Raw genomic sequence first — 19,140 nt, forward strand, 5'->3', positions numbered from 1 at the left:
GACAATGAACGAGAAGATACTAAAAAGCCTAAAATCAACGGAAACAGAGGATGTTTTCGACCTTTACATAGTAAGACCAATATGCTTTTATCTGGCAGAATTCTTTAATAAGTTTGGCATTCATCCCAACACGGTGACGATATGGTCGATGGTGTTTGGGGCTGTCAGCTGTTTCTTCTTTGCCCATGGCAGCTATCACTATGAGTCGTGGACAGGACTGCTGCTCAACCTGGTAGGTATCCTGCTGCTGATGGTGGGCGACATCCTTGACTGCACCGATGGTCAGCTGGCGCGCATCTCGGGCAAGAAGAGTCGCATGGGGCGCATCCTCGACGGTGTGGCCGGCTTTGCATGGTTCGTACCCATCTACCTGGCATTGATCTGGCGCTTCTATCAGCATCACGACATTGAGTTCGGATGGCTGGGCATTGAGGACACACCGACGAATGCGATTGTTGCAACCATCGTAGTGTTCGTCCTGGCTGCCTATTCCGGACTGCACGGACTGGCAGGTCAGCAGCGTCTGGCCGACTACTACATCCAGGTGCATCTGTTCTTCCAGAAAGGCGAGAAAGGCAGTGAGCTCGACAACTCACAGCGTCAGCAGGAGATACTGGACGAGATGCCGAAAGATGCGCCCTTCGTGGAACGGTTGTTCCAGCAGCAGTATGTGGAATACACGAAGAAGCAGGAAGCGGTGACACCACAATTCCAGCGCCTGATGGCAGTGCTGAAAAAGAAGTTTGGTGCCTCTGACCAGATACCGCGCGACATTCGGGCCCAGCTGCATGCTTACTCTAAGCCCTTGGTGAAGTGCGTGGGCTTGATCGTGTTTAACTTCCGTTCGGCCTTCCTGTTCTTGTTCTGTTTGCTGGATGTGCCCGTCATGAACTTCCTGTGGGAGATCATCGGTCTGGGACTCATCGCATGGTGGATCAACCATCGGCATGAGGCTTTCTGTAAAAAGATGGTGGAGAAACTCTCTTAGGTTGTATTAAAAAGAACGGGCAAACACATGACGTGGACTAAAAAGAAAATCAATAATTTCTTATTCTTTATTGGCGTGCTGGCTGTCGTGGTGATGATGTTCACCTTCGACGTGAGCTTCGTAGAACTGTGGGAACACATCTGCCATGCCGGCTATTGGCTGATACCGATTGTGGGCGTGTGGGTGTTTGTCTATGGCATCAACGCACTGTCGTGGCAATGCGTGATACGCAGTGTGAGCAGCAACGATGAGCATGTGGGTTTCTGGCGCATCTTCCGACTGACTATCACGGGCTATGCCTTGAACTATGCCACACCTGTGGGTGGGCTTGGCGGTGAGCCATACCGCATCATTGCGCTGTCGCGCGACATGAGCAAGGAGCATGCCTCTTCGTCGGTGGTGCTCTATGCCATGATGCACATCTTTGCGCATTTCTGGTTTTGGTTCACGTCTATCTTCCTGTATCTGGCCTTGGTGGCCATCGGGGACCTGAAGCTGACGCCGGTGATGGCATTCATGTTTGCACTGGCCATCGCCTTTTGTTTGGTGGCTTTCTACCTCTTCTCGCGCGGTTACCGCAAGGGACTGGTGGTGAAGGGCGTGCGCTGGATTGGCAAGGTGCCGGGACTGAAGAACTGGAGTGCCCGTATGCTGGAGACCCATGCTGAGACACTGCATCATGTGGACGAACAGATAGCGGCGCTGCACCAGACCGACAAGCGCGCTTTCTACAGCAGTCTGCTGTTAGAGTATTTCTCTCGCGTGGTGCAGAGCCTGGAGATTATGTTCATGCTCCTGCTGTTCGGCATCGACTGTGGCGGAGGCATGAGCGGTCTGGTGCTGACGTTCCTGCATTCCGTGCTGATACTCTCGTTCACCTCGCTGCTGGCCAACCTGATTGGCTGGTTGCCGATGCAGATAGGTGTGCAGGAAGGTGGCTTCGTGGTGTCCATCGCTGTGATGGAACTCTCGGCAGCCCTCGGCATCTTTGTCAGCATCATCTGCCGTGTGCGTGAGATCATTTGGATTCTTATCGGGCTTCTGTTGATGAAGCTGGATAAGACAAGTAATTAAGCATTGACTGATTGACTGATGGCTTGGGCTACGGTATAGGCTGTGGTCCAAGCGGCTTGGAAATTGAAACCGCCTGTCACACCATCGATGTCGAGCACTTCGCCGGCAAAATAGAGGTGTGGCTGGATGCGACTTTCCAATGTGGATGGGTTGACGGCCGACAGGGCAACACCGCCACAGGTCACGAACTCATCCTTAAAGGCGGCACGACCCTGGATGGGGTAGGTGTCGTTGACCAGCGTGTTGGTCAGTCGGTTGAGCTCTTTTCTGTTCAGACTGCCCCAGGGAGCATGGGCACGTGCGCCCAGACTTTTCTCTGACAGGTAGTTCCAAAGGCGAGTGGGGAGGCTGAACGGACGGACTGAGGATAACAGTTTCTGACGGTTGGCAATGGTCATCTCGTCGAGCACCTGCTGCACCTCGTTCTCGTTACAGCCTGTCCAGTTGATGGCAAGCGGCATCTGGTAGCGGGCTTCGCTGAGTGCTCTGGCGGCATAGCTGGAGAGTCGCAGGATGCATGGTCCGCTCACGCCCCAGTGGGTGATGAGCAGGGCGCCAGAAGCCCTGAATTTGGTGCCAGGTATCATGGCGCTGGCTTCGACCACGGTGCCCATCAGCTCGCGCAGCTGGGCATCGTCGATGCTGAAGGTGAAAAGCGACGGGATGGGCGTCTCGATGTCGTGAGAGCTAAGCAGACTGTCGTGAGACGACATGCCGCCAGTGGTGACGACCACATAATCGTAGTTGCTCAGTTGTTCTAAACTGTTTATGCGGTGATTGGTGCGCACGTTGATGCCCAGTCGATGTGCCTCGCTGAGAAACAGGTTGATGATGGTATGTGAGTCTTGTGATTGTGGGAAGACGCACTGATCTTCCTGAGTGACCAGTTTGACACCGCGCTGCTCGAACCATTGATAGGCAGCGCGGTGGTCAAACTGTTTGAAAAGGCGTTTCAGCAGACGGTGACCGCGTGGATAAACCTGTTTCAGGTCTGTAACATCACGAAAAGAGTTGGTGCAGTTACAGCGCCCGCCGCCCGAAACTTCCACCTTTCTCAGTACGCGTGAGCCAGCTTCAAGAATGTCTATCTGCATTCCTGGACAAAGCTCTTTCAGGTTGATGGCCAGAAAGAAGCCTGCTGCGCCGCCTCCCACGATAGCTGTCTTCATGCGTCGTAGGCAGCGGCTTCGGCTGCCGCAATAATGTCTTCGCGTGACTGTTCCTTGGGTTGATGGCTGATGTCTGAAAGGTCGAACTCGTCAACGTCGCTTTCAGCAGCCTTCTCCTGTTTGTCGGCAGGACGAGGGGCTTTGGTCTTCTGAGGCGTATCTGCCTTCTCTTTCTTCTCGGTCTGGATGATGAACTCCTTTTCCTTCTCCAGATCGGGCGCGATGGCCGTAGGCTCTTCTTCCATCTTGGTGCGTTCAGACTTGGCATGGAAGATGGCATCGATGAACTGAGGTTCGCGGCGCAGACGTTGAAGCGTCTCCTTAGAGGCATTCTGCTGGGCCTCTTTCTTCGAGAAGCCCTGCCCCTTGCCACCTTCCACACCTTCTATCATGACGATGAATGAGAAGACGGGCGAGCCGTTCTCGTCCTGTGTCTCCTTCTGTATTTTGAAGTCCATGCGAACGCGGTTCTTCTGGGTCCACTCCAACAGCTTGGACTTGAAGTTCACCTCCTTATAAGCCACCTTGTCTATGTTCACCATCTGAGCCAGGATGCGCTGCTTCATAAACAGCATGACGGCATCATAGCCTTGGTCCAGATAGATGGCTCCAACGAGAGCCTCGAAAGCATTGCCAGCCATATAGCTGTTGTGCGAGCGCTGTGTGCCGCTGCTCTGAATCAGTTCGGTGAGGCCCATCTCCTGGGCCAGTTTTCCCAAAGTCTCTCTGCTCACCAACTTAGAACGAGTGTTGGTGAGAAATCCTTCTCGCTTGCCTTCGAAATGCTCATAGACGATGTGTCCCACCACGGCATCAAGTAGAGCATCGCCGAGAAACTCCAGGCGCTCGTTGTTCAGCGGACGTCCTTTCTCGTTTCTCTTCCCCGAGCTTTTATGTGTCAGGGCCATTTTGTAGTACTTGATGTTGCGGGGGTAGAAGCCGATGATGGCATACAGAGAAGAATAAAGCTCCTTTTCCTTGCGGAAAGGGAGCTTTATACAGTCAATAATATCTTTAATCTTCATACTTATCTTCGATGAATTTTCTTTCGTTCGAAAGTGAAAGCGCGCTTTCACCTTGTTCACTTAATCTGAAAATTTCTTGAATACAACGCAGGCATTGTGTCCGCCAAAACCGAAGGTGTTGCTCAGACCTGCGCGCACGGTGCGCTTCTGTGCCTTGTTGAAAGTGAAGTTCAAGTTATAGTCAATCTCAGGATCCTCGTCGCCATCCTCATGATTGATGGTTGGAGGAACGATGTCGTTCTTCACTGCCAGGATGGTGGCCATGGCCTCTACGGCACCGGCAGCACCAAGCAGGTGACCAGTCATTGACTTGGTCGAAGAGATGTTCAGCTTGAAGGCTGCATCGCCAAAGACATCCTTGATGGCCTTAGCCTCAGAGATATCGCCGACGTGTGTTGACGTACCGTGTACGTTGATGTAGTCGATATCCTCGGGCTTCATGTTGGCATCTTCCAGTGCGTTCTTCATCACCAGCTTGGCGCCCAGTCCTTCGGGGTGTGAAGCGGTGATGTGGTGAGCATCGGCACTCATGCCAGCACCAACCATCTCTGCATAGATCTTGGCACCACGAGCCTTAGCATGCTCCAGTTCCTCCAGGATGAGGCAACCAGCACCTTCTGCCATGACGAAACCATCGCGTGAAGCGCTGAATGGACGGCTGGCCTTCTCGGGCTCGTCGTTGCGAGTTGACAGGGCGTGCATGGCATTGAAACCACCTACACCGCTCTCGCAGATAGCTGCCTCGGCACCACCGGTAACGATAGCGTTAGCCTTGCCCAGACGAATCAGGTTGAAGGCATCAGCCAGTGCGTTGCTTGATGAAGCACATGCAGACGATGTGATATAGTTGGGACCATGGAAACCGTACATGATAGAAATCTGTCCGGCTGCGATATCGGCAATCATCTTGGGGATGAAGAAGGGGTTGAACTTAGGACCGTCTTCGCGGTGAACACCATAGTAGGTGATCTCGTCCTCAAAAGTCTTAATACCGCCGATGCCTACGCCGAAGACAACACCGATGCGGTCTTTGTCTTCCTGCTCAAGGTTCCATCCGCAGTCCTCGACAGCCTGCTTGGCAGCAATCAGTGCCAGCTGAGTGTAGCGGTCCATCTTGCGGGCCTCCTTGCGATCCAGGAAGTCGTTCACATTGAGGTTCTTTACCTCACATGCAAACTTGGTTTTGAAATTTGTGGTATCAAAAGTTGTTATAGGTGCTGCTCCGCTAACGCCGTTGATGAGGTTATTCCACATCTCGTCGGGAGTGTTACCCACTGGCGTAACTGCGCCCAGACCTGTGACAACGACTCTTTTTAATTCCATAAACATTAATTAGAATGAAGAATGAAGAATGAAGAATCTTTGTACATATATACAAAAGCGAAGAATGAAGAACTTACTACCACGCTATGGGCGGCAGCAAATTCTTCATTCTTCATTCTTCGTTCTTCATTCAGAAAACTTTATTTTGCGTTCTCCTCAATATAAGAAATGGCATCAGCAACGGTGCCAATCTTCTCGGCCTTATCATCGGGAATTGAGATACCGAACTCCTTCTCGAACTCCATGATGAGCTCTACGGTGTCCAGTGAGTCTGCACCCAGGTCGTTTGTGAAACTTGCTTCGGGCTTAACCTCTGCTTCGTCAACACCGAGCTTATCAACGATAATAGCCTTTACTTTGCTTTCAATTTCTGACATAATTTTTTCTTTTAATTGTTAATACTTATGTTCAACTTTGATTTAGTTTTCTTCAAAATCGGGTGCAAAGTAACTCATTTTCTTCCAATTACGCAAATTTTTTTAAAGAAAACTACCTTTTGTGTGCACACACATGGTGGTTTTGTGCAGTTTATATTACTTTTTTTTGATTGTTATTCTTGTTTTTTATTACTTTTGTACTCGAAATGGATATGTCTTTGAACAAAAAGGTTTTAGCATTGGCGGTGCCAAGCATCGTTTCCAACATCACGGTGCCTCTTTTGGGGCTCTGTGATGTGGTTGTCATGGGGCATGTGGGAGGTGCGCGCCATATTGGTGCCATTGCTGTGGGGGCCATGATTTTCAATGTGATGTATTGGCTTTTCGGATTCCTGCGCATGGGGACGAGTGGTCTGACGGCACAGGCTCTTGGTGCGCGCCAGTTGCAGGTGGCTGCCACCATGTTGCGCCGCGGCTTGCTGGTGGCGCTGTCGGTGGGACTGTTGATTGTGCTGCTACAATGGCCTTTGCGTGCGTTGATGTTTTTCTTGATGCAACTGACGCCCGAGGTGGCTCCTCTCTGTACATCTTATTATAATATATGTGTATGGGGTGCGCCCGCCATGCTGGGGCTTTATGTGTTGATGGGGTGGCTTATAGGTATGCAGAACACGCGTATCCCGATGTTGTTGGCCATTGGTCAAAACGTGGTCAACATTGGGTTGTCGCTCCTGTTGGTCATCGGCTTCGGCATGGAGATACAAGGTGTGGCTCTAGGCACGATGGTGGCGCAGTGGTCCACGTTCTTGGTGGGCATAGCTCTGATTCTCAGGTACTATGGGCGTCTGTTAAGGCGTCATCGCTCGCGGTGGAGCGAACTGCGACGGGGGCTGGCTCGCTTCTTCAGCATTAATCTCGACATCTTCCTGCGGACCGTCTGTCTGGTGGCGGTCAACCTCTACTTTACTTCTGCGGGTGCCATGCAGGGTGCCGAGATACTGGCTGCCAACACGCTGCTGTTGCAGTTCTTCATGTTCTTCAGCTATGTGATGGATGGTTTCGCTTTTGCGGGCGAGGCTTTGGCAGGTCGCTACCTGGGTGCCCGCAATCAGTCCATGTTGAAGCGCACTGTGCGACATATCTTTGGCTGGGGTGTGTTGGTGGCTTCGTTGTTCACGTTGGTCTATTATTCCTGCGGCAGTGCGGTGCTCCGTCTGCTGACCACCGATGCCGACGTGGTTCACACAGCCACTCGTTATCTGTGGTGGGCGGTAGCAGTACCGTTTGCCGGTATGGCAGCCTTTGTGTGGGACGGCATCTTCATCGGTATGCTGAAGACGCGCGGCATGTTGCTTTCGTGTTTGGTGGCAGCCCTTGCCTTCTTCCTCATTTATTGGTGGATGTTCCCCGTCATGCAGAATCATGCACTGTGGTTGGCCTTTATTATCTATCTGCTGACCAGAGGATTGGTGCAGACTTTTATTTCCTTTAGACCCTTTCCGAAACACTTTTTTTGATTTTTGACTTGTTTTTTCTTTCTCATAACATAAATAATGTGTAATTTTGCACACAGAACTGAATAGTAACGAGAAAAGAATAAATTTTTATGAACCTAAAACCAATTGCTTTGTCAGTAATGGTCGCCATGACTATGCCTGTGGCGGCACAAAACAATCAAGTTTCAATGAAGTATGCAGACCAGATTGCTGTGCCTGCCGATAACATTAAAGTGTGCCGACGTCCGGCAGCCAATGAGCGTCTTTTCCATGCAGAGGTCATTGAGAAGAAGATCAAGGAAGTGAAGAAGCTCCTCAAGGATGCGCCCTATCTGGCTTGGATGTTTGAGAACTGCTTCCCAAATACACTGGACACGACCGTACACTACAGTGATAGCGAAGGCGATGATGACACCTTTGTCTATACAGGTGATATCCACGCCATGTGGTTGCGCGACTCTGGTGCACAGGTCTGGCCCTATGTGCAGTTTGCCAAACAGGATAAGGATATCCGTAAGATGGTGCGTGGCACCATCCTTCGTCAGCTGAAGTGCATCATCATCGATCCCTATGCCAACGCCTTCAACATGGGTCCCACCGGTGGTGAGTGGCAGAGTGACTACACCGACATGAAACTCGAACTGCACGAGCGCAAGTATGAGATAGACTCTCTCTGCTATCCCATCCGTCTGGCTTACTACTACTGGCTGGTGACGGGCGATGACAGCATCTTTGGCGACCTGTGGCAGCGGGCTATGCAGAAGATTCTGCAGACCTTCCGCGAACAGCAGCGCAAGGACAATCTCGGTCCTTATCATTTTGAGCGTAAGACCAACCGTCAGTTCGACACCACCAGCAACAACGGCTACGGTACGCCTGTCAACCCCGTGGGCCTGATTGTCTCTTCTTTCCGTCCTTCCGACGATGCCACCACGTTCCAGTTCCTGGTTCCTTCCAACTTCTTTGCTGTCACCTCTCTGCGTAAGGCTGCCGAGGTGCTGACCAAGGTGAATCATAATGCGGCCTTGGCAAAGGAGTGCAGGGTGCTGGCCAACGAGGTAGAGACCGCTCTGAAGAAATATGCCGTCTATGACCATCCCAAGTATGGCAAGATTTATGCTTTCGAGGTGGATGGCTTCGGCAATCACCTGCTGATGGACGATAGCAACGTGCCCAGTCTTCTGGCAATGCCTTATCTGGGCGACGTGCCCGTAGATGATCCTATCTACCAGAACACCCGCCGCTTTGTGTGGAGCAAGGACAATCCTTATTTCTTCAGCGGCAAGGCCGGCGAGGGCATTGGTGGTCCTCACGTGGGCTACGACATGGTTTGGCCGATGTCTGTCATGATGAAGGCTTTCACCAGTCAGGACGACGAAGAGATACTGTGGTGCCTGCAGCAGCTGGTCAACACAGACAATGGCACCGGCTTCATCCACGAGTCATTCCACAAGGATGATGCCGCCAACTATACCCGTTCATGGTTTGCTTGGCAGAACTCTCTCTTTGGCGAGCTGATCCTGAAGCTTATCGACGAGGGAAAATTGGAACTCTTGAAGAAAGTACAGAAGCAGTAAACCATGAAAAAGTCTTTTTTTAGTCTTCTTCTTTTATCCACATGCTCTATAGCCATGGGGGCTGTAGAGGTGGGCAAGACCTACCGCATCGCTCCAGTGGCAGACACCACGAAGTCGCTGATGGTCAGCAACTCATCTACAGACAACAAAGCCTCTGTGGTCGTGTGGACCGAGACTCATGTGCCCGTTCAGCAGTGGACGGCTGAGGATGCCGGCGAGGGCCAGATAGCCTTTCGCAATGTTTATACGGGCAAGTATCTCGATGCCAGTAGCGCTTCTTTGACGCAGGTTGCTGAGCAGTCTGCATGGACTCTGATTGCTGACGAAGAACAATCGGATTGTTATCTGCTGAAACAGAGGGCTGCTCTTCGTCTGACCAATCCTGTTGAAGGCCGTCAACCAATCATTGGCGGTGCCGGTTCATTGTGGCTCGTGGAGGAAGTGCAGCCACAGACGACTTTCGATGAGACCGCACGTCAGCGCATGCTGAACGGCTATCTGTTGCAATATATGCAAGACCGTGGCAAAGGCTATCGCACGTTCTGTGCTGGCGGATGGGGCGAGGCCGAGACGCTCGAGAGCATTCTCGACTGCTATGAGGCCACGGGCGATAACCGTGTGCTTGATGTTTTCGAGTCTTGCTACAATTATCTCAGAAGCCAAGTAGGCGCCAGTTGGAATATTCTGGTCTATAAGGATGAATACAAATGGTATGGCCACGACTTCAATGATGATGTGATGTGGCTCATCATTGCTGCAGCCCGAGCCCATTTGTTGACAGGCAAGGCGATATATCTGAACGATGCAAAGCGCAACTTTGACATCATCTGGAACCGTGCTTATCTGGGTTATATTGGCATGTTGCGCTGGGCCGAGAACTCTGGCGATCGCAATGGCACCAACTCGTGTATCAATGGTCCTGCCGAGGTGGCAGCCTGCTATATCGGCATGGGCACTGGCGACGAGAGCTATTTTGAAAAGGCCCGTGAACTGTATCAGAACCAGCGTCAGTATCTGTTTGAACCTTCTACGGGCAGGGTGTGGGACAGTGTGGTACTCGACCCCAACACGCTGGCAGTGAAGAGTCGCAACAACTGGGTTTCTACCTACAACCAGGGCACCATGTTGGGTGCTGCCACGTTGTTGTATCGCCATTATGGCACCGCCCAATATAAGCAAGATGCCGACAAGATTATCAATCGGGCACGTGTTGACCTCTGCAATCAGGAGGGCATTATCCATGTCTGTCAGAGTGCCGATGGCGACTTTCAGGGCTTCAAGGGCATCTTGATGCGCTATGCTGGTCTGTATGCTCGCGAGTTCAATAGCGAGGACTATCAGCAGTGGGTGCTCACGAATGCTGCCCGTGCCTACAACAACATGAACTCCCATTCGTTTGGTCATTCAGCTTGGCTGACCAAGGCTAGCGAAGACTTTATGTTTGGTTCTGGCGATAAGGCCGTAGATTACAGTCGCGAGGGTTGTGCTTTCGGTGGTGCCACCTCGTTGTCGGCGGCTTTCAGCGTTCCTGTTGGAAAACTGCAAAAAACTGCCATTTCATCGGCAGATGCTCAGCGTGACGAGCATCGCAGTCTGATTTTCAACTATCAGGCCGAACGTGCCGGTCACTACATGGTGAAGTTGTTCTATCGTTCAGATAGCAAGACGACTCTGTCGCTGGATGTTAACAATGCCTACACCATTTCTTCTGCGCTGGCTACCACAGGCAGTGCACAGGGGCAACGCATGTTGTTCATCACCCTTCATGCAGGCGATAACATCCTCAGTTTCAGCAACAGCAGTAACCAGCTGCCAGACATTGAGAAGATTGAAGTGACCTTCCTCAGCGAGGTGTTCAACACGCTGGAAGCCGAGTATGCCGTCACCTCAGGTAACGTGACATTGAGTCAGTCGGACGATGCTTCTGGTGGCATGTATGCCCGTAATATCGGTAATGGCTCTTCTAACACCATCACCTTCAAGTATGATGCAGCCGAAGCTGGCGACTACTATGTTGATGTCACCTACTTCTACTCACAGAACCGTCAGATGTACGTACGCGTGAACAATGGCACTAAGGTTTCCACCACCTACGAGAGCACAGGCAGTCTGGATGCTGCCAAGGCCAAGGTGAAACGCTTGCAGGTGACGCTCAAGGCGGGTACCAACACCATTACGTTTGGCAACGATAATGGCAGTGCACCCTATATCGATGTGATTTCGCTGAACCGTGTGGACGATCCTGCAGCCATGATGACTGTAGCTCGCAATGCAGAATCGAAAGACCAGTTCTGGTATTCGTTGACGGGCGTGAGGCACCAAACGGTCGTTAAGCCCGGTATCTACATCCGTGGTCAAAAGAAATATGTGGTTCGATAACTTTCAGTAGTGATTGTTGGGAGTTTGGGTGGGGCAACAGTATCCTCATCAACTCCCCTTTAATATATAAATATGTATAAGAAGATTATTTTTGTTCTCTCGTTGCTGATGTGTGCAGGTTCTATGACCTATGCCAAGAAGTCGCGCACCAGCGGAAACCCTTTGTTTGAAGGCTGGTATGCCGATCCCGAGGCAGCCATACTCAACCACCAGTATTGGATATTTCCCACTTTCTCTGCCGAGTATGACGATCAGTTGCATTTCGATGCCTTCTCTTCTCGCGACTTGGTGAAGTGGAAGAAGCACCCTCGTGTGCTCACCAGCGAGAATGTCAGCTGGGCACGTCGAGCCATGTGGGCACCAGCTATCCTTGAGAAAGATGGGCTCTACTACCTGTTTTTCTCAGCCAACGACGTTCACGAAGGCGAGGTCGGTGGCATCGGTGTGGCTGTCAGCAAGAAGCCCCAAGGACCCTATAAGGATGCTATCGGCAAACCTCTGATACAGAAAATAGTGAACGGTGCGCAGCCCATCGACCAGTTTGTGTTCCGTGATGATGATGGTCAGTACTATATGTATTATGGTGGCTGGGGCCATTGCAATATGGTTAAGATGGCCCCCGATCTACTCAGTCTTGAGCCTTTGGCCGATGGAACCATGTATAAAGAGGTTACGCCTGAGAACTACGTAGAGGGCCCTTTCATGCTGAAGCGTGATGGCAAGTACTACTTCATGTGGAGCGAAGGTGGCTGGGGCGGTCCCGATTATAGTGTTGCTTATGCCATCAGCGATTCTCCCATGGGTCCGTTCAAGCGTATTGGCAAGATTCTGCAGCAAGACCCGACGGTGGCCACCGGTGCCGGACATCACTCGGTGGTGAAAGGAGCTGGCGCCGACGAGTGGTACATCGTTTATCACCGTCGTCCGTTGGGTGACACAGGCCGCGATCACCGCGTCACCTGCATCGATAAATTAGAGTTCGACGACCAAGGATTTATCAAACCCGTCAAGATGACTTTTGAGGGTGTGAGCCCCTCTCCGCTTAAAAAAAGGTAGCTTCGGCTACCTTTTTTTGTGTTGTATAACGCCAAAAATCTAATATTTCGGTTATACAAAACCGCTTTGCCAGTTTTTTTAATTGCTTGATTATCAGTACCATTACAAATTGTATTAATCGTTTTTCATTAATACAAACCGTTATTCCTTAGTTATTATTTTAAAATATGCTTAATTTTGCACAAAAGTCATTAATAGCTAAAAACGTAAGTAAGTATGATGAAAAAGCAATTATCAAAGTTTTGCAAAGAATGGCTGCCAACAGGCACCATGATGCTCTGCACAATGACTATGTTGGTTGCAGCTCCTGCACTTCAGCAGGCTCGCGCTGATGTACAACAGAGTGCTAACAAAGCACAGGTGACCGGTTTGGTGACCGATGGTGAGAAACAGCCTCTTATCGGAGTTACCGTGACGGTTGTTGGCTCAGATGTACACGCCATCACTGATTTCGATGGTATGTTTAAAATCATGGCTCCCACCAAGAGCAGCACCATGCTGGAGTTCAGTTACATGGGCTTCAAGAAGAAGCAAGTGAAACTGAATGGTGCCAGACTGCTGAACGTACAGATGGAGGAAGACGTCAACGAGTTCAGCGAGGTGGTTGTTACTGGTTATAGCAGTCAGAAAAAGGCTTCTATCATCGGTTCTATCGAGACCATCAAGCCTGCCGAGCTGCAGTTTGGTACTACGCGTACATTATCTAATAATCTGGCTGGTAAGCTGGCAGGTGTGATTGGTATTCAGCGTTCTGGTGAGCCTGGCTACGACGATTCAGAGTTCTGGATTCGTGGTATGTCAACGTTCCACGGCAACAATGCGCCTCTGGTGCTGATCGATGGTGTGGCTCGCGACCTCAACAATGTCGATGTTGCCGAGATCGAGTCATTCTCAGTGTTGAAGGACGCATCTGCCCAGGCCATGTATGGTGTTCGTGGTGCTAATGGTGTCATCGTCATCACCACCAAGCGTGGTAAGATTGGTGCCCCTCAGGTGCGTTTCCACGTAGAGCACGCTATCAGCGAGCCTACCAAGTTCCCTGAGTTCCTGAACGCCCCCGACTACATGACCCTGTTGAACGAGCTGGCTGCTCAAGATGGCAAACCACTTCCTTTCACGCAGGACCGTATCGACCGTACACGTTCTGGCTATGACCCCGACCTCTATCCCGATGTCAACTGGATTGATGTCATCACCAAGGATCATGCCTATACCACACGTGGCAATGTGGACGTCAGCGGTGGTAGCGACTTCCTTCGTTACTCTATCGTGGCTTCTTACTTCAAGGAGGGTGGTATTCTCGAGCAAGACAAGACATTGCCTATTGACAATGCCACCAACAACCAGCAGTTCAACCTGCGCACCAATATCGATATGGACGTCACCAAGACCACTTTGCTGCGCGTCAACATCGGTGGCTACCTGAACCGATTCAAGAAGCAGGGCGTTGACACCAACGTGGCTTTCGACCATGCCTTCATGACCCTGCCGTTCGCTTATCCCGCACGCTATAGCGATGGTGCCATTCCCTTGGTTTCCAACCGTTCAAACCCCTGGCGCGATGTGACACAGGGTGGTTATAACTTCCGTACGTCCTCTAAGTTGCAGACCCTTTTCTCTGTTGAGCAGGATCTGAAGATGATCACCAAAGGCCTGAAGGCAAAGGTGCTGTTCAGCTTCGACCGCTGGAACCAGAGTGAGCGCGGCCGCAACACCAACGTGAGCACCGTGTTCCCTGCCACTGGCCGTGATATTGAGGGTAACCTCATCTACACCCAGTATCAGACGGGTGACGAGTCTATGCCTCACTATTCTAAGGGCGAGTATGGTAACACTAACATCTATCTCGAGGCCGACCTGATGTATAACCGTCGTTTCGGCAAGATGGATGTTGATGCTCTGTTCCTCTACAACCAGCAGGCCTACGACAGTGGCGACATTCAGGACTACCGTAAGCAGGGTATTGCCGGACGTCTGTCGGGCACCTACGACAACCGCTACGTGGCTGAGTTCAACTTCGGCTACAACGGTTCTGAGAACTTTGCCAAAGGTCATCGCTTCGGTTTCTTCCCCTCATTCGCACTCGGTTGGTTGATCAGCGAGGAGCCCTGGATGGAGTCGATGAAGTCAACCTTCAGCAAGATCAAGCTGCGTGGTAGCATCGGTCTGGCTGGTGACGATAACATCGGTGGCCGCCGCTTCGCATACCTCGGCGTGGTGGGCTATGATGAAAACTATCGTTACTCATGGGGTACCACCGGTCAGCGTACCACCGATGGTATCAAGGAGAAAGAGTATGGTGTGACCAACCTGACTTGGGAGACCGTGCTGAAGAAGAACCTCGGTTTCGAGATTTCTGCACTGAACGCCATCGACTTCACCTTCGATGTGTTCACCGAGAATCGTAAGGACATCTTCATGCGTCGTAGCAGCGTGCCCTCACAGAGTGGTATCCCCTACGAGAGCCAGCCTTACGCTAACTATGGTAAGATGGAGAACAAGGGTATCGAGTTCACCCTCAACTTCCACAAGCAGTGGAACAAGGACTGGTACACCTCTGCCTATGGAAACTTCACCTTTGCCAAGAACAAGATTACTGAGTACGACGAACCTGAGGCCAAGGCCGCACACCAGCGCCAGACTGGTCGCTCAATGGGCGAGCTCTATGGTCTGACAGCCGAGCGTCTGTTCGCCTACAGCGACTTCGAACTCAATGACGACGGTTCGCTGAAGCTCGACGGTGCCGGCAATCCTATCCTCCTCGAAGGCATTCCTCATCAGAATGCCGGTGCTGCAGCCGTATGGCCTGGTGACATCAAGTACGTTGACGTGAACGACGATAAGGTTATCGACGACAAGGATGAAGGCTTCATCGGTGGCACACTCAACCCACGTATCGTCTATGGTTTCGGTGGCGTTGTCAGCTGGAAGAGCCTCGACCTGAACTTCTTCTTCCAGGGTTCTGGCGACATGTACCGCATCATTGGTGGTCAGCCTTACTTCCTCCCTGGTGGCGGTACCACAACCGAGGGTAATGCTTACTCTATGTATATCAACGACCGCTGGACCGACGACAACCAGGATCCCTATGCTTTCTGGCCTCGTCTGACCTATGGTCCTAACAAGAACAACTACCGTGCTTCTACATGGTGGAAGAAGAACATGAGCTTCCTGCGCTGTAAGACCATCGAGATTGGCTACACTCTGCCTAAGGAGTGGATCGAGCCTATCTATGGCAAGAGCTGCCGCGTGTTTGTCAGCGGCAACAACCTGTTCTGCCTCTCTTCATTCAAGTTGTGGGACCCCGAGATTTCAACCAGCAACGGTCTGAACTACCCGCTCAACCGCTCTGTTATGTTTGGTCTGGATATCACATTCTAATCGTATAAAGCATTAAAGAATTATGAAGACATTTAAATTCACAAAATATATGGCGGCCGGACTGATGGCCCTGTCGCTCACACAGCTCACCACTTCTTGTGCCGACTATCTGGACAAGGAGCCCGATACCGAGCTTGATACAGACATGGTGTTCTCCAACCGCGATAAGGTCTATGGCTGGTTGGCTACCGTCTATAACGTTATTCACAAGCCCGACAAATGGTCGCTCACAGCCGATGGCTACGAGATCATGTCTGACGATATGGTGCCCTCAGAGCGCTGGCGTCAGTGGGACTGGGCTCAGGTGATTGATAAGATCACTGGCTCATGGACCGTCAACTCTCCTTGGGATGGCGACCTTTGGGCACGTATGCCCCTCTATGTGCGCCATGGTCTGATCTTCCAGCAGAAGATTCATGCCATGCCCGACCACGACCTGCCCCAGAGCGAGGTTGACAACATGAAGAACGAGGTGAAGTTCCTCAACGCCTATGCTTGGTGGCTCATGGCCGAGAACTATGGTGGTGTGCCTTTCACAGGCAACACGATTGCTGCTACCGATGCCGACATCTCTACGCTGATGACCGGTCAGTCAACGTTCGACGACGTGGTGAACTACTGTGACAAGGAGATGCTCGAGGCTGCCAATGCCCTGCCTGCTGTCTATAGCGACCCTGCCAAGTATGGCCGCATCAACAAGATCATGGCGCTGACCGTGCGTTCACGCATGTTGCTCTTCGCTGCCAGCCCACTGGTCAACGGCAATAAGAAGTTTGCCGACGAGTATGCTAAGTATAAAAACGACAAGGGCGAGCAGATCTTCAATCCTGTCTATGACCACAACAAGTGGATCAAGGCTGCCGAGGCTTGCAAACTCTGTATCGACGAGGCCGAGAAGGGTGGCTATGCCCTCTATACCGAACAGGGCCCCAACGGCAAGATCGACCCCTTCATGTCAACCTATAACGTGCACATCAAGAAATGGTCTGAGGGCAACCGCGAGATCACGTTCCCTGTGACCAAGGGCAACGACTACCGCAACACCTTCCTCCGCTGCGTATCGGTGCGTGAGTACGGTGGCGGTAACGGTCTGGGTGTTTACCAGGGCTTCGTTGATGCGTTCTTCACCAGAAATGGTCTGCCCATCAGCGATCCTAACTCTGGCTATCAGGAAAACACGGCAGACGGCAAGCCTATCTTTTCAACAAAGGTCGACGACCGTTCGGACATCACCTCGTGGAACTTCGGTTCGGGCAATAGTGGCGAACCGGGCGAACCCGGTATCATCACGGGCAAGGGCATCTATGCCATGTACTGCAACCGTGAGCCCCGTTTCTACAATGCCGTTTCGTTCCATGGCTCACGCCTCTGCGTGACTGGCGGCGAGCGTGCCTACGACTTCTTCTATGATGGCCGCGACAACATCCAGTCTTCATCTCCCCACGATGCTCCTCAGAATGGTTACCTGGCTCGCAAGGGACTTTGCGTGACCGACAACTATAAGGAGGGTACTATCACCGACCGTCAGGGCTTCATCTATCGTCTGGCCTTCACCTATCTCGACTATGCCGAGGCTGAGAATGAGGCTTACGACACCGATGCTGCCCGCCTGGAGTCGCTGAAGTATCTGAACAAGATCCGTGAGCGTGCCGGTGTGCGTCAGTACACCTTCGATCCCGTCGAAATCGAGGATCCCGATTACATCCACATCGACAATACCCAGGAGGCTGTTCGCAAGGTTGTCTATATGGAGCGCCGCGTAGAGCTGTGCTGCGAGAACAACCGCTGGTTCGACATCCGTCGTCTGATGCTGGCCGAAGACATTCCCGAGATGAACGGTGCTTGCTACGGCATGAACGCACAGGGCGACAACAAGGCCGACTTCTTCAAGCGCACCAAGTTCATGACCCGCGTATGGCGTCCTGCTTACTATTGGTTCCCCATCTACTATCAGGAAGCCGACAAGAACCCCAAGCTGCACCAGCCTCCTTTCTGGGATGAGACTAATACTTCTACCGGTGATGACGCCGATGGTGGTGATGAATAATCATGAGTGTACCAGTTTTTAATGAAACATCAAAGAAAGAACGTTATGAAAAAGATATTTAGTTTTGCAAGTATCGTTTGCATGTTTGCCATGCTGGCCTCATGTAATGAAGATCCCACCTATTATCAGGTGCCCGACGTGTCTGGCAGCATGCAGATGAACCTCACATGCTCTCAGGAGAACGTTAAACTCGACAAGTCTCAGAGCGAGGCTACGGCTGTCACCTTCAGCTGGGATGCAGTCAAGAGCCCCCTGTCTGCCAACGACTCTGTGGCCTACTTCCTGCGCTTCTACGATCCCGCTTCTAAGACCGATCATATCTCAGACACTATTCCTATGGGCAACGCCACGACCAAGAGTTTCACTCATAATGAACTGAACAACATCGTGTCGCGCTGGATCCATCCTGATGTGCCCATCGAGGTGACCGCTCAGTTGCTGTGCTATGTGTTCAACAAGCAGAAGTTTGTCAAGCCCGTTCAGTCTGAGACCAAGTTCTGGGTGACTTGCTATGAGAAGTTCCCCACCTACCTCTACCTCCGCATCACCGACAATGCCACGGGCAATACTAAGACCGAGCGTCTGGAGCAGGTGGAGACTGGTTCGGGCATCTATCAGTATGACGCACCCATGACACCTTCAACCTTCGTATTCGGCACCAGTGCCACAGACGAGTATCCCGTCTATGCCCACGACAGTGGTGAGAAGCTGAAGTATGTGCCCTCTGGTGAGTATGAGCCATTCTCTACCACTGCCACTGGCGATCGCACCATGATCATCGACCTGAACGACGGCTATGCCGACTGTCGCGTCGTCGAGATGATCAAGCTGCCCCGTCCCGGACACATCTGGATTGTGGGCGACGGTTGCTCAGTGGGCTGGAACCCCAACAACTCTGCTGGTCTCTTCGATATGGTTGGCGGTCTGCGCGAGCCTTGGATCTATGCCTGGACGGGCGAGTTCCACTCTGCCAAGGACGGCTCTGAGGGCATGTTCAAGATTGGTCTGGAGAGCGACTACAATGGTCAGTTCTTCTTCGCACCTTCTAATGGTGCCAACCCCATGACCGAGATTGGCATCGACGGTCCCCGCACGCAGGGCGGCTCTGACAATAAGTGGCAGGTACCTGCCGAGGGCGAGGGCGTCCACACCCTGAAGCTCATCCTGCTGGCCGACGACCTGCACCTCGAGTTTGAATAGTTTCTAATTGGAGCATCATAGGAAGTTGAAGGGGCGTTTCTGTTCCCC

General features: G+C 51.8%; 13 protein-coding genes. 9 read left to right on the forward strand and 4 right to left on the reverse strand.

What is annotated here, in order from left to right; genetic code table 11:
* Window positions 1-4 precede the first annotated feature (4 nt).
* Both L6472_RS00315 and L6472_RS00320 read left to right on the forward strand, forming a co-directional pair.
* On the forward strand, window positions 5-988 hold the full coding sequence (locus L6472_RS00315) for a CDP-alcohol phosphatidyltransferase family protein (protein WP_237806131.1): 984 nt from the start codon (window positions 5-7) through the stop codon (window positions 986-988).
* Between the two features lie 27 nt (window positions 989-1,015).
* The gene (locus L6472_RS00320) at window positions 1,016-2,062 is read left to right on the forward strand and encodes a lysylphosphatidylglycerol synthase transmembrane domain-containing protein (protein WP_237806133.1); all 1,047 of its coding nucleotides are present in this window, start codon (window positions 1,016-1,018) and stop codon (window positions 2,060-2,062) included.
* Here the strand turns inward: L6472_RS00320 and L6472_RS00325 are convergent.
* The 4 genes from L6472_RS00325 to L6472_RS00340 form a co-directional block, all read right to left on the reverse strand.
* A complete protein-coding gene (locus L6472_RS00325) occupies window positions 2,059-3,231 on the reverse strand; it encodes an aminoacetone oxidase family FAD-binding enzyme (protein ID WP_237806135.1) in 1,173 nt (390 codons plus the stop codon). The two genes, L6472_RS00320 and L6472_RS00325, sit on opposite strands and share 4 nt — an antisense overlap.
* Window positions 3,228-4,256 carry a ribonuclease III gene (gene rnc / locus L6472_RS00330; RefSeq protein WP_237806136.1) on the reverse strand — a complete coding sequence of 343 codons (1,029 nt, stop codon included), beginning with the start codon at window positions 4,254-4,256 and terminating at the stop codon, window positions 3,228-3,230. Before rnc ends, L6472_RS00325 begins: the two co-directional genes overlap by 4 nt.
* A gap of 60 nt (window positions 4,257-4,316) precedes the next feature.
* Window positions 4,317-5,579: a beta-ketoacyl-ACP synthase II gene (gene fabF / locus L6472_RS00335; RefSeq protein WP_237806137.1), complete on the reverse strand. Its 1,263-nt coding sequence runs from the start codon at window positions 5,577-5,579 to the stop codon at window positions 4,317-4,319.
* Between the two features lie 140 nt (window positions 5,580-5,719).
* Window positions 5,720-5,956 carry an acyl carrier protein gene (locus tag L6472_RS00340; RefSeq protein WP_027450804.1) on the reverse strand — a complete coding sequence of 79 codons (237 nt, stop codon included), beginning with the start codon at window positions 5,954-5,956 and terminating at the stop codon, window positions 5,720-5,722.
* Window positions 5,957-6,168: 212 nt separating this feature from the next.
* Between L6472_RS00340 and L6472_RS00345 the strand changes: the two genes are divergently transcribed.
* The 7 genes from L6472_RS00345 to L6472_RS00375 all read left to right on the forward strand — a co-directional run bounded on the left by L6472_RS00345 (window position 6,169) and on the right by L6472_RS00375 (window position 19,092).
* The gene (locus L6472_RS00345; protein ID WP_237806138.1) at window positions 6,169-7,473 is read left to right on the forward strand and encodes an MATE family efflux transporter; all 1,305 of its coding nucleotides are present in this window, start codon (window positions 6,169-6,171) and stop codon (window positions 7,471-7,473) included.
* Between the two features lie 89 nt (window positions 7,474-7,562).
* A complete protein-coding gene (locus L6472_RS00350; RefSeq protein WP_370640860.1) occupies window positions 7,563-9,029 on the forward strand; it encodes a glycoside hydrolase family 125 protein in 1,467 nt (488 codons plus the stop codon).
* 3 nt (window positions 9,030-9,032) lie between these two features.
* A complete protein-coding gene (locus L6472_RS00355) occupies window positions 9,033-11,408 on the forward strand; it encodes a glycoside hydrolase family 76 protein (protein ID WP_237806140.1) in 2,376 nt (791 codons plus the stop codon).
* Window positions 11,409-11,516: 108 nt separating this feature from the next.
* Window positions 11,517-12,464 (forward strand): glycoside hydrolase family 43 protein, encoded by a 948-nt coding sequence (locus L6472_RS00360; RefSeq protein WP_370640900.1) that lies wholly within the window; start codon window positions 11,517-11,519, stop codon window positions 12,462-12,464.
* 273 nt (window positions 12,465-12,737) lie between these two features.
* Window positions 12,738-15,845 carry a SusC/RagA family TonB-linked outer membrane protein gene (locus tag L6472_RS00365; RefSeq protein ID WP_370640901.1) on the forward strand — a complete coding sequence of 1,036 codons (3,108 nt, stop codon included), beginning with the start codon at window positions 12,738-12,740 and terminating at the stop codon, window positions 15,843-15,845.
* 22 nt (window positions 15,846-15,867) lie between these two features.
* Window positions 15,868-17,892: a RagB/SusD family nutrient uptake outer membrane protein gene (locus L6472_RS00370; RefSeq protein ID WP_237806144.1), complete on the forward strand. Its 2,025-nt coding sequence runs from the start codon at window positions 15,868-15,870 to the stop codon at window positions 17,890-17,892.
* A 45-nt stretch (window positions 17,893-17,937) separates the two neighbouring features.
* On the forward strand, window positions 17,938-19,092 hold the full coding sequence (locus L6472_RS00375) for a SusE domain-containing protein (RefSeq protein ID WP_237806146.1): 1,155 nt from the start codon (window positions 17,938-17,940) through the stop codon (window positions 19,090-19,092).
* The last annotated feature ends 48 nt before the right edge of the window (window positions 19,093-19,140 follow it).

Source organism: Prevotella sp. E13-17 (assembly GCF_022024035.1).
In the GTDB taxonomy this organism is placed as follows: domain Bacteria; phylum Bacteroidota; class Bacteroidia; order Bacteroidales; family Bacteroidaceae; genus Prevotella.

Bases quoted from the DNA above. Each gene is read 5' to 3' on its own strand.
- L6472_RS00365 (WP_370640901.1), top strand. From the start codon at position 12,738: ATGCTCTGCACAATGACTATGTTGGTTGCAGCTCCTGCACTTCAGCAG.
- rnc (WP_237806136.1), bottom strand. From the start codon at position 4,256: ATGAAGATTAAAGATATTATTGACTGTATAAAGCTCCCTTTCCGCAAG.
- L6472_RS00340 (WP_027450804.1), bottom strand. From the start codon at position 5,956: ATGTCAGAAATTGAAAGCAAAGTAAAGGCTATTATCGTTGATAAGCTC.
- L6472_RS00320 (WP_237806133.1), top strand. From the start codon at position 1,016: ATGACGTGGACTAAAAAGAAAATCAATAATTTCTTATTCTTTATTGGC.
- L6472_RS00325 (WP_237806135.1), bottom strand. From the start codon at position 3,231: ATGAAGACAGCTATCGTGGGAGGCGGCGCAGCAGGCTTCTTTCTGGCC.
- L6472_RS00315 (WP_237806131.1), top strand. From the start codon at position 5: ATGAACGAGAAGATACTAAAAAGCCTAAAATCAACGGAAACAGAGGAT.
- L6472_RS00375 (WP_237806146.1), top strand. From the start codon at position 17,938: ATGAAAAAGATATTTAGTTTTGCAAGTATCGTTTGCATGTTTGCCATG.
- L6472_RS00360 (WP_370640900.1), top strand. From the start codon at position 11,517: ATGTGTGCAGGTTCTATGACCTATGCCAAGAAGTCGCGCACCAGCGGA.
- L6472_RS00345 (WP_237806138.1), top strand. From the start codon at position 6,169: ATGTCTTTGAACAAAAAGGTTTTAGCATTGGCGGTGCCAAGCATCGTT.
- L6472_RS00370 (WP_237806144.1), top strand. From the start codon at position 15,868: ATGAAGACATTTAAATTCACAAAATATATGGCGGCCGGACTGATGGCC.
- L6472_RS00350 (WP_370640860.1), top strand. From the start codon at position 7,563: ATGAACCTAAAACCAATTGCTTTGTCAGTAATGGTCGCCATGACTATG.
- L6472_RS00355 (WP_237806140.1), top strand. From the start codon at position 9,033: ATGAAAAAGTCTTTTTTTAGTCTTCTTCTTTTATCCACATGCTCTATA.
- fabF (WP_237806137.1), bottom strand. From the start codon at position 5,579: ATGGAATTAAAAAGAGTCGTTGTCACAGGTCTGGGCGCAGTTACGCCA.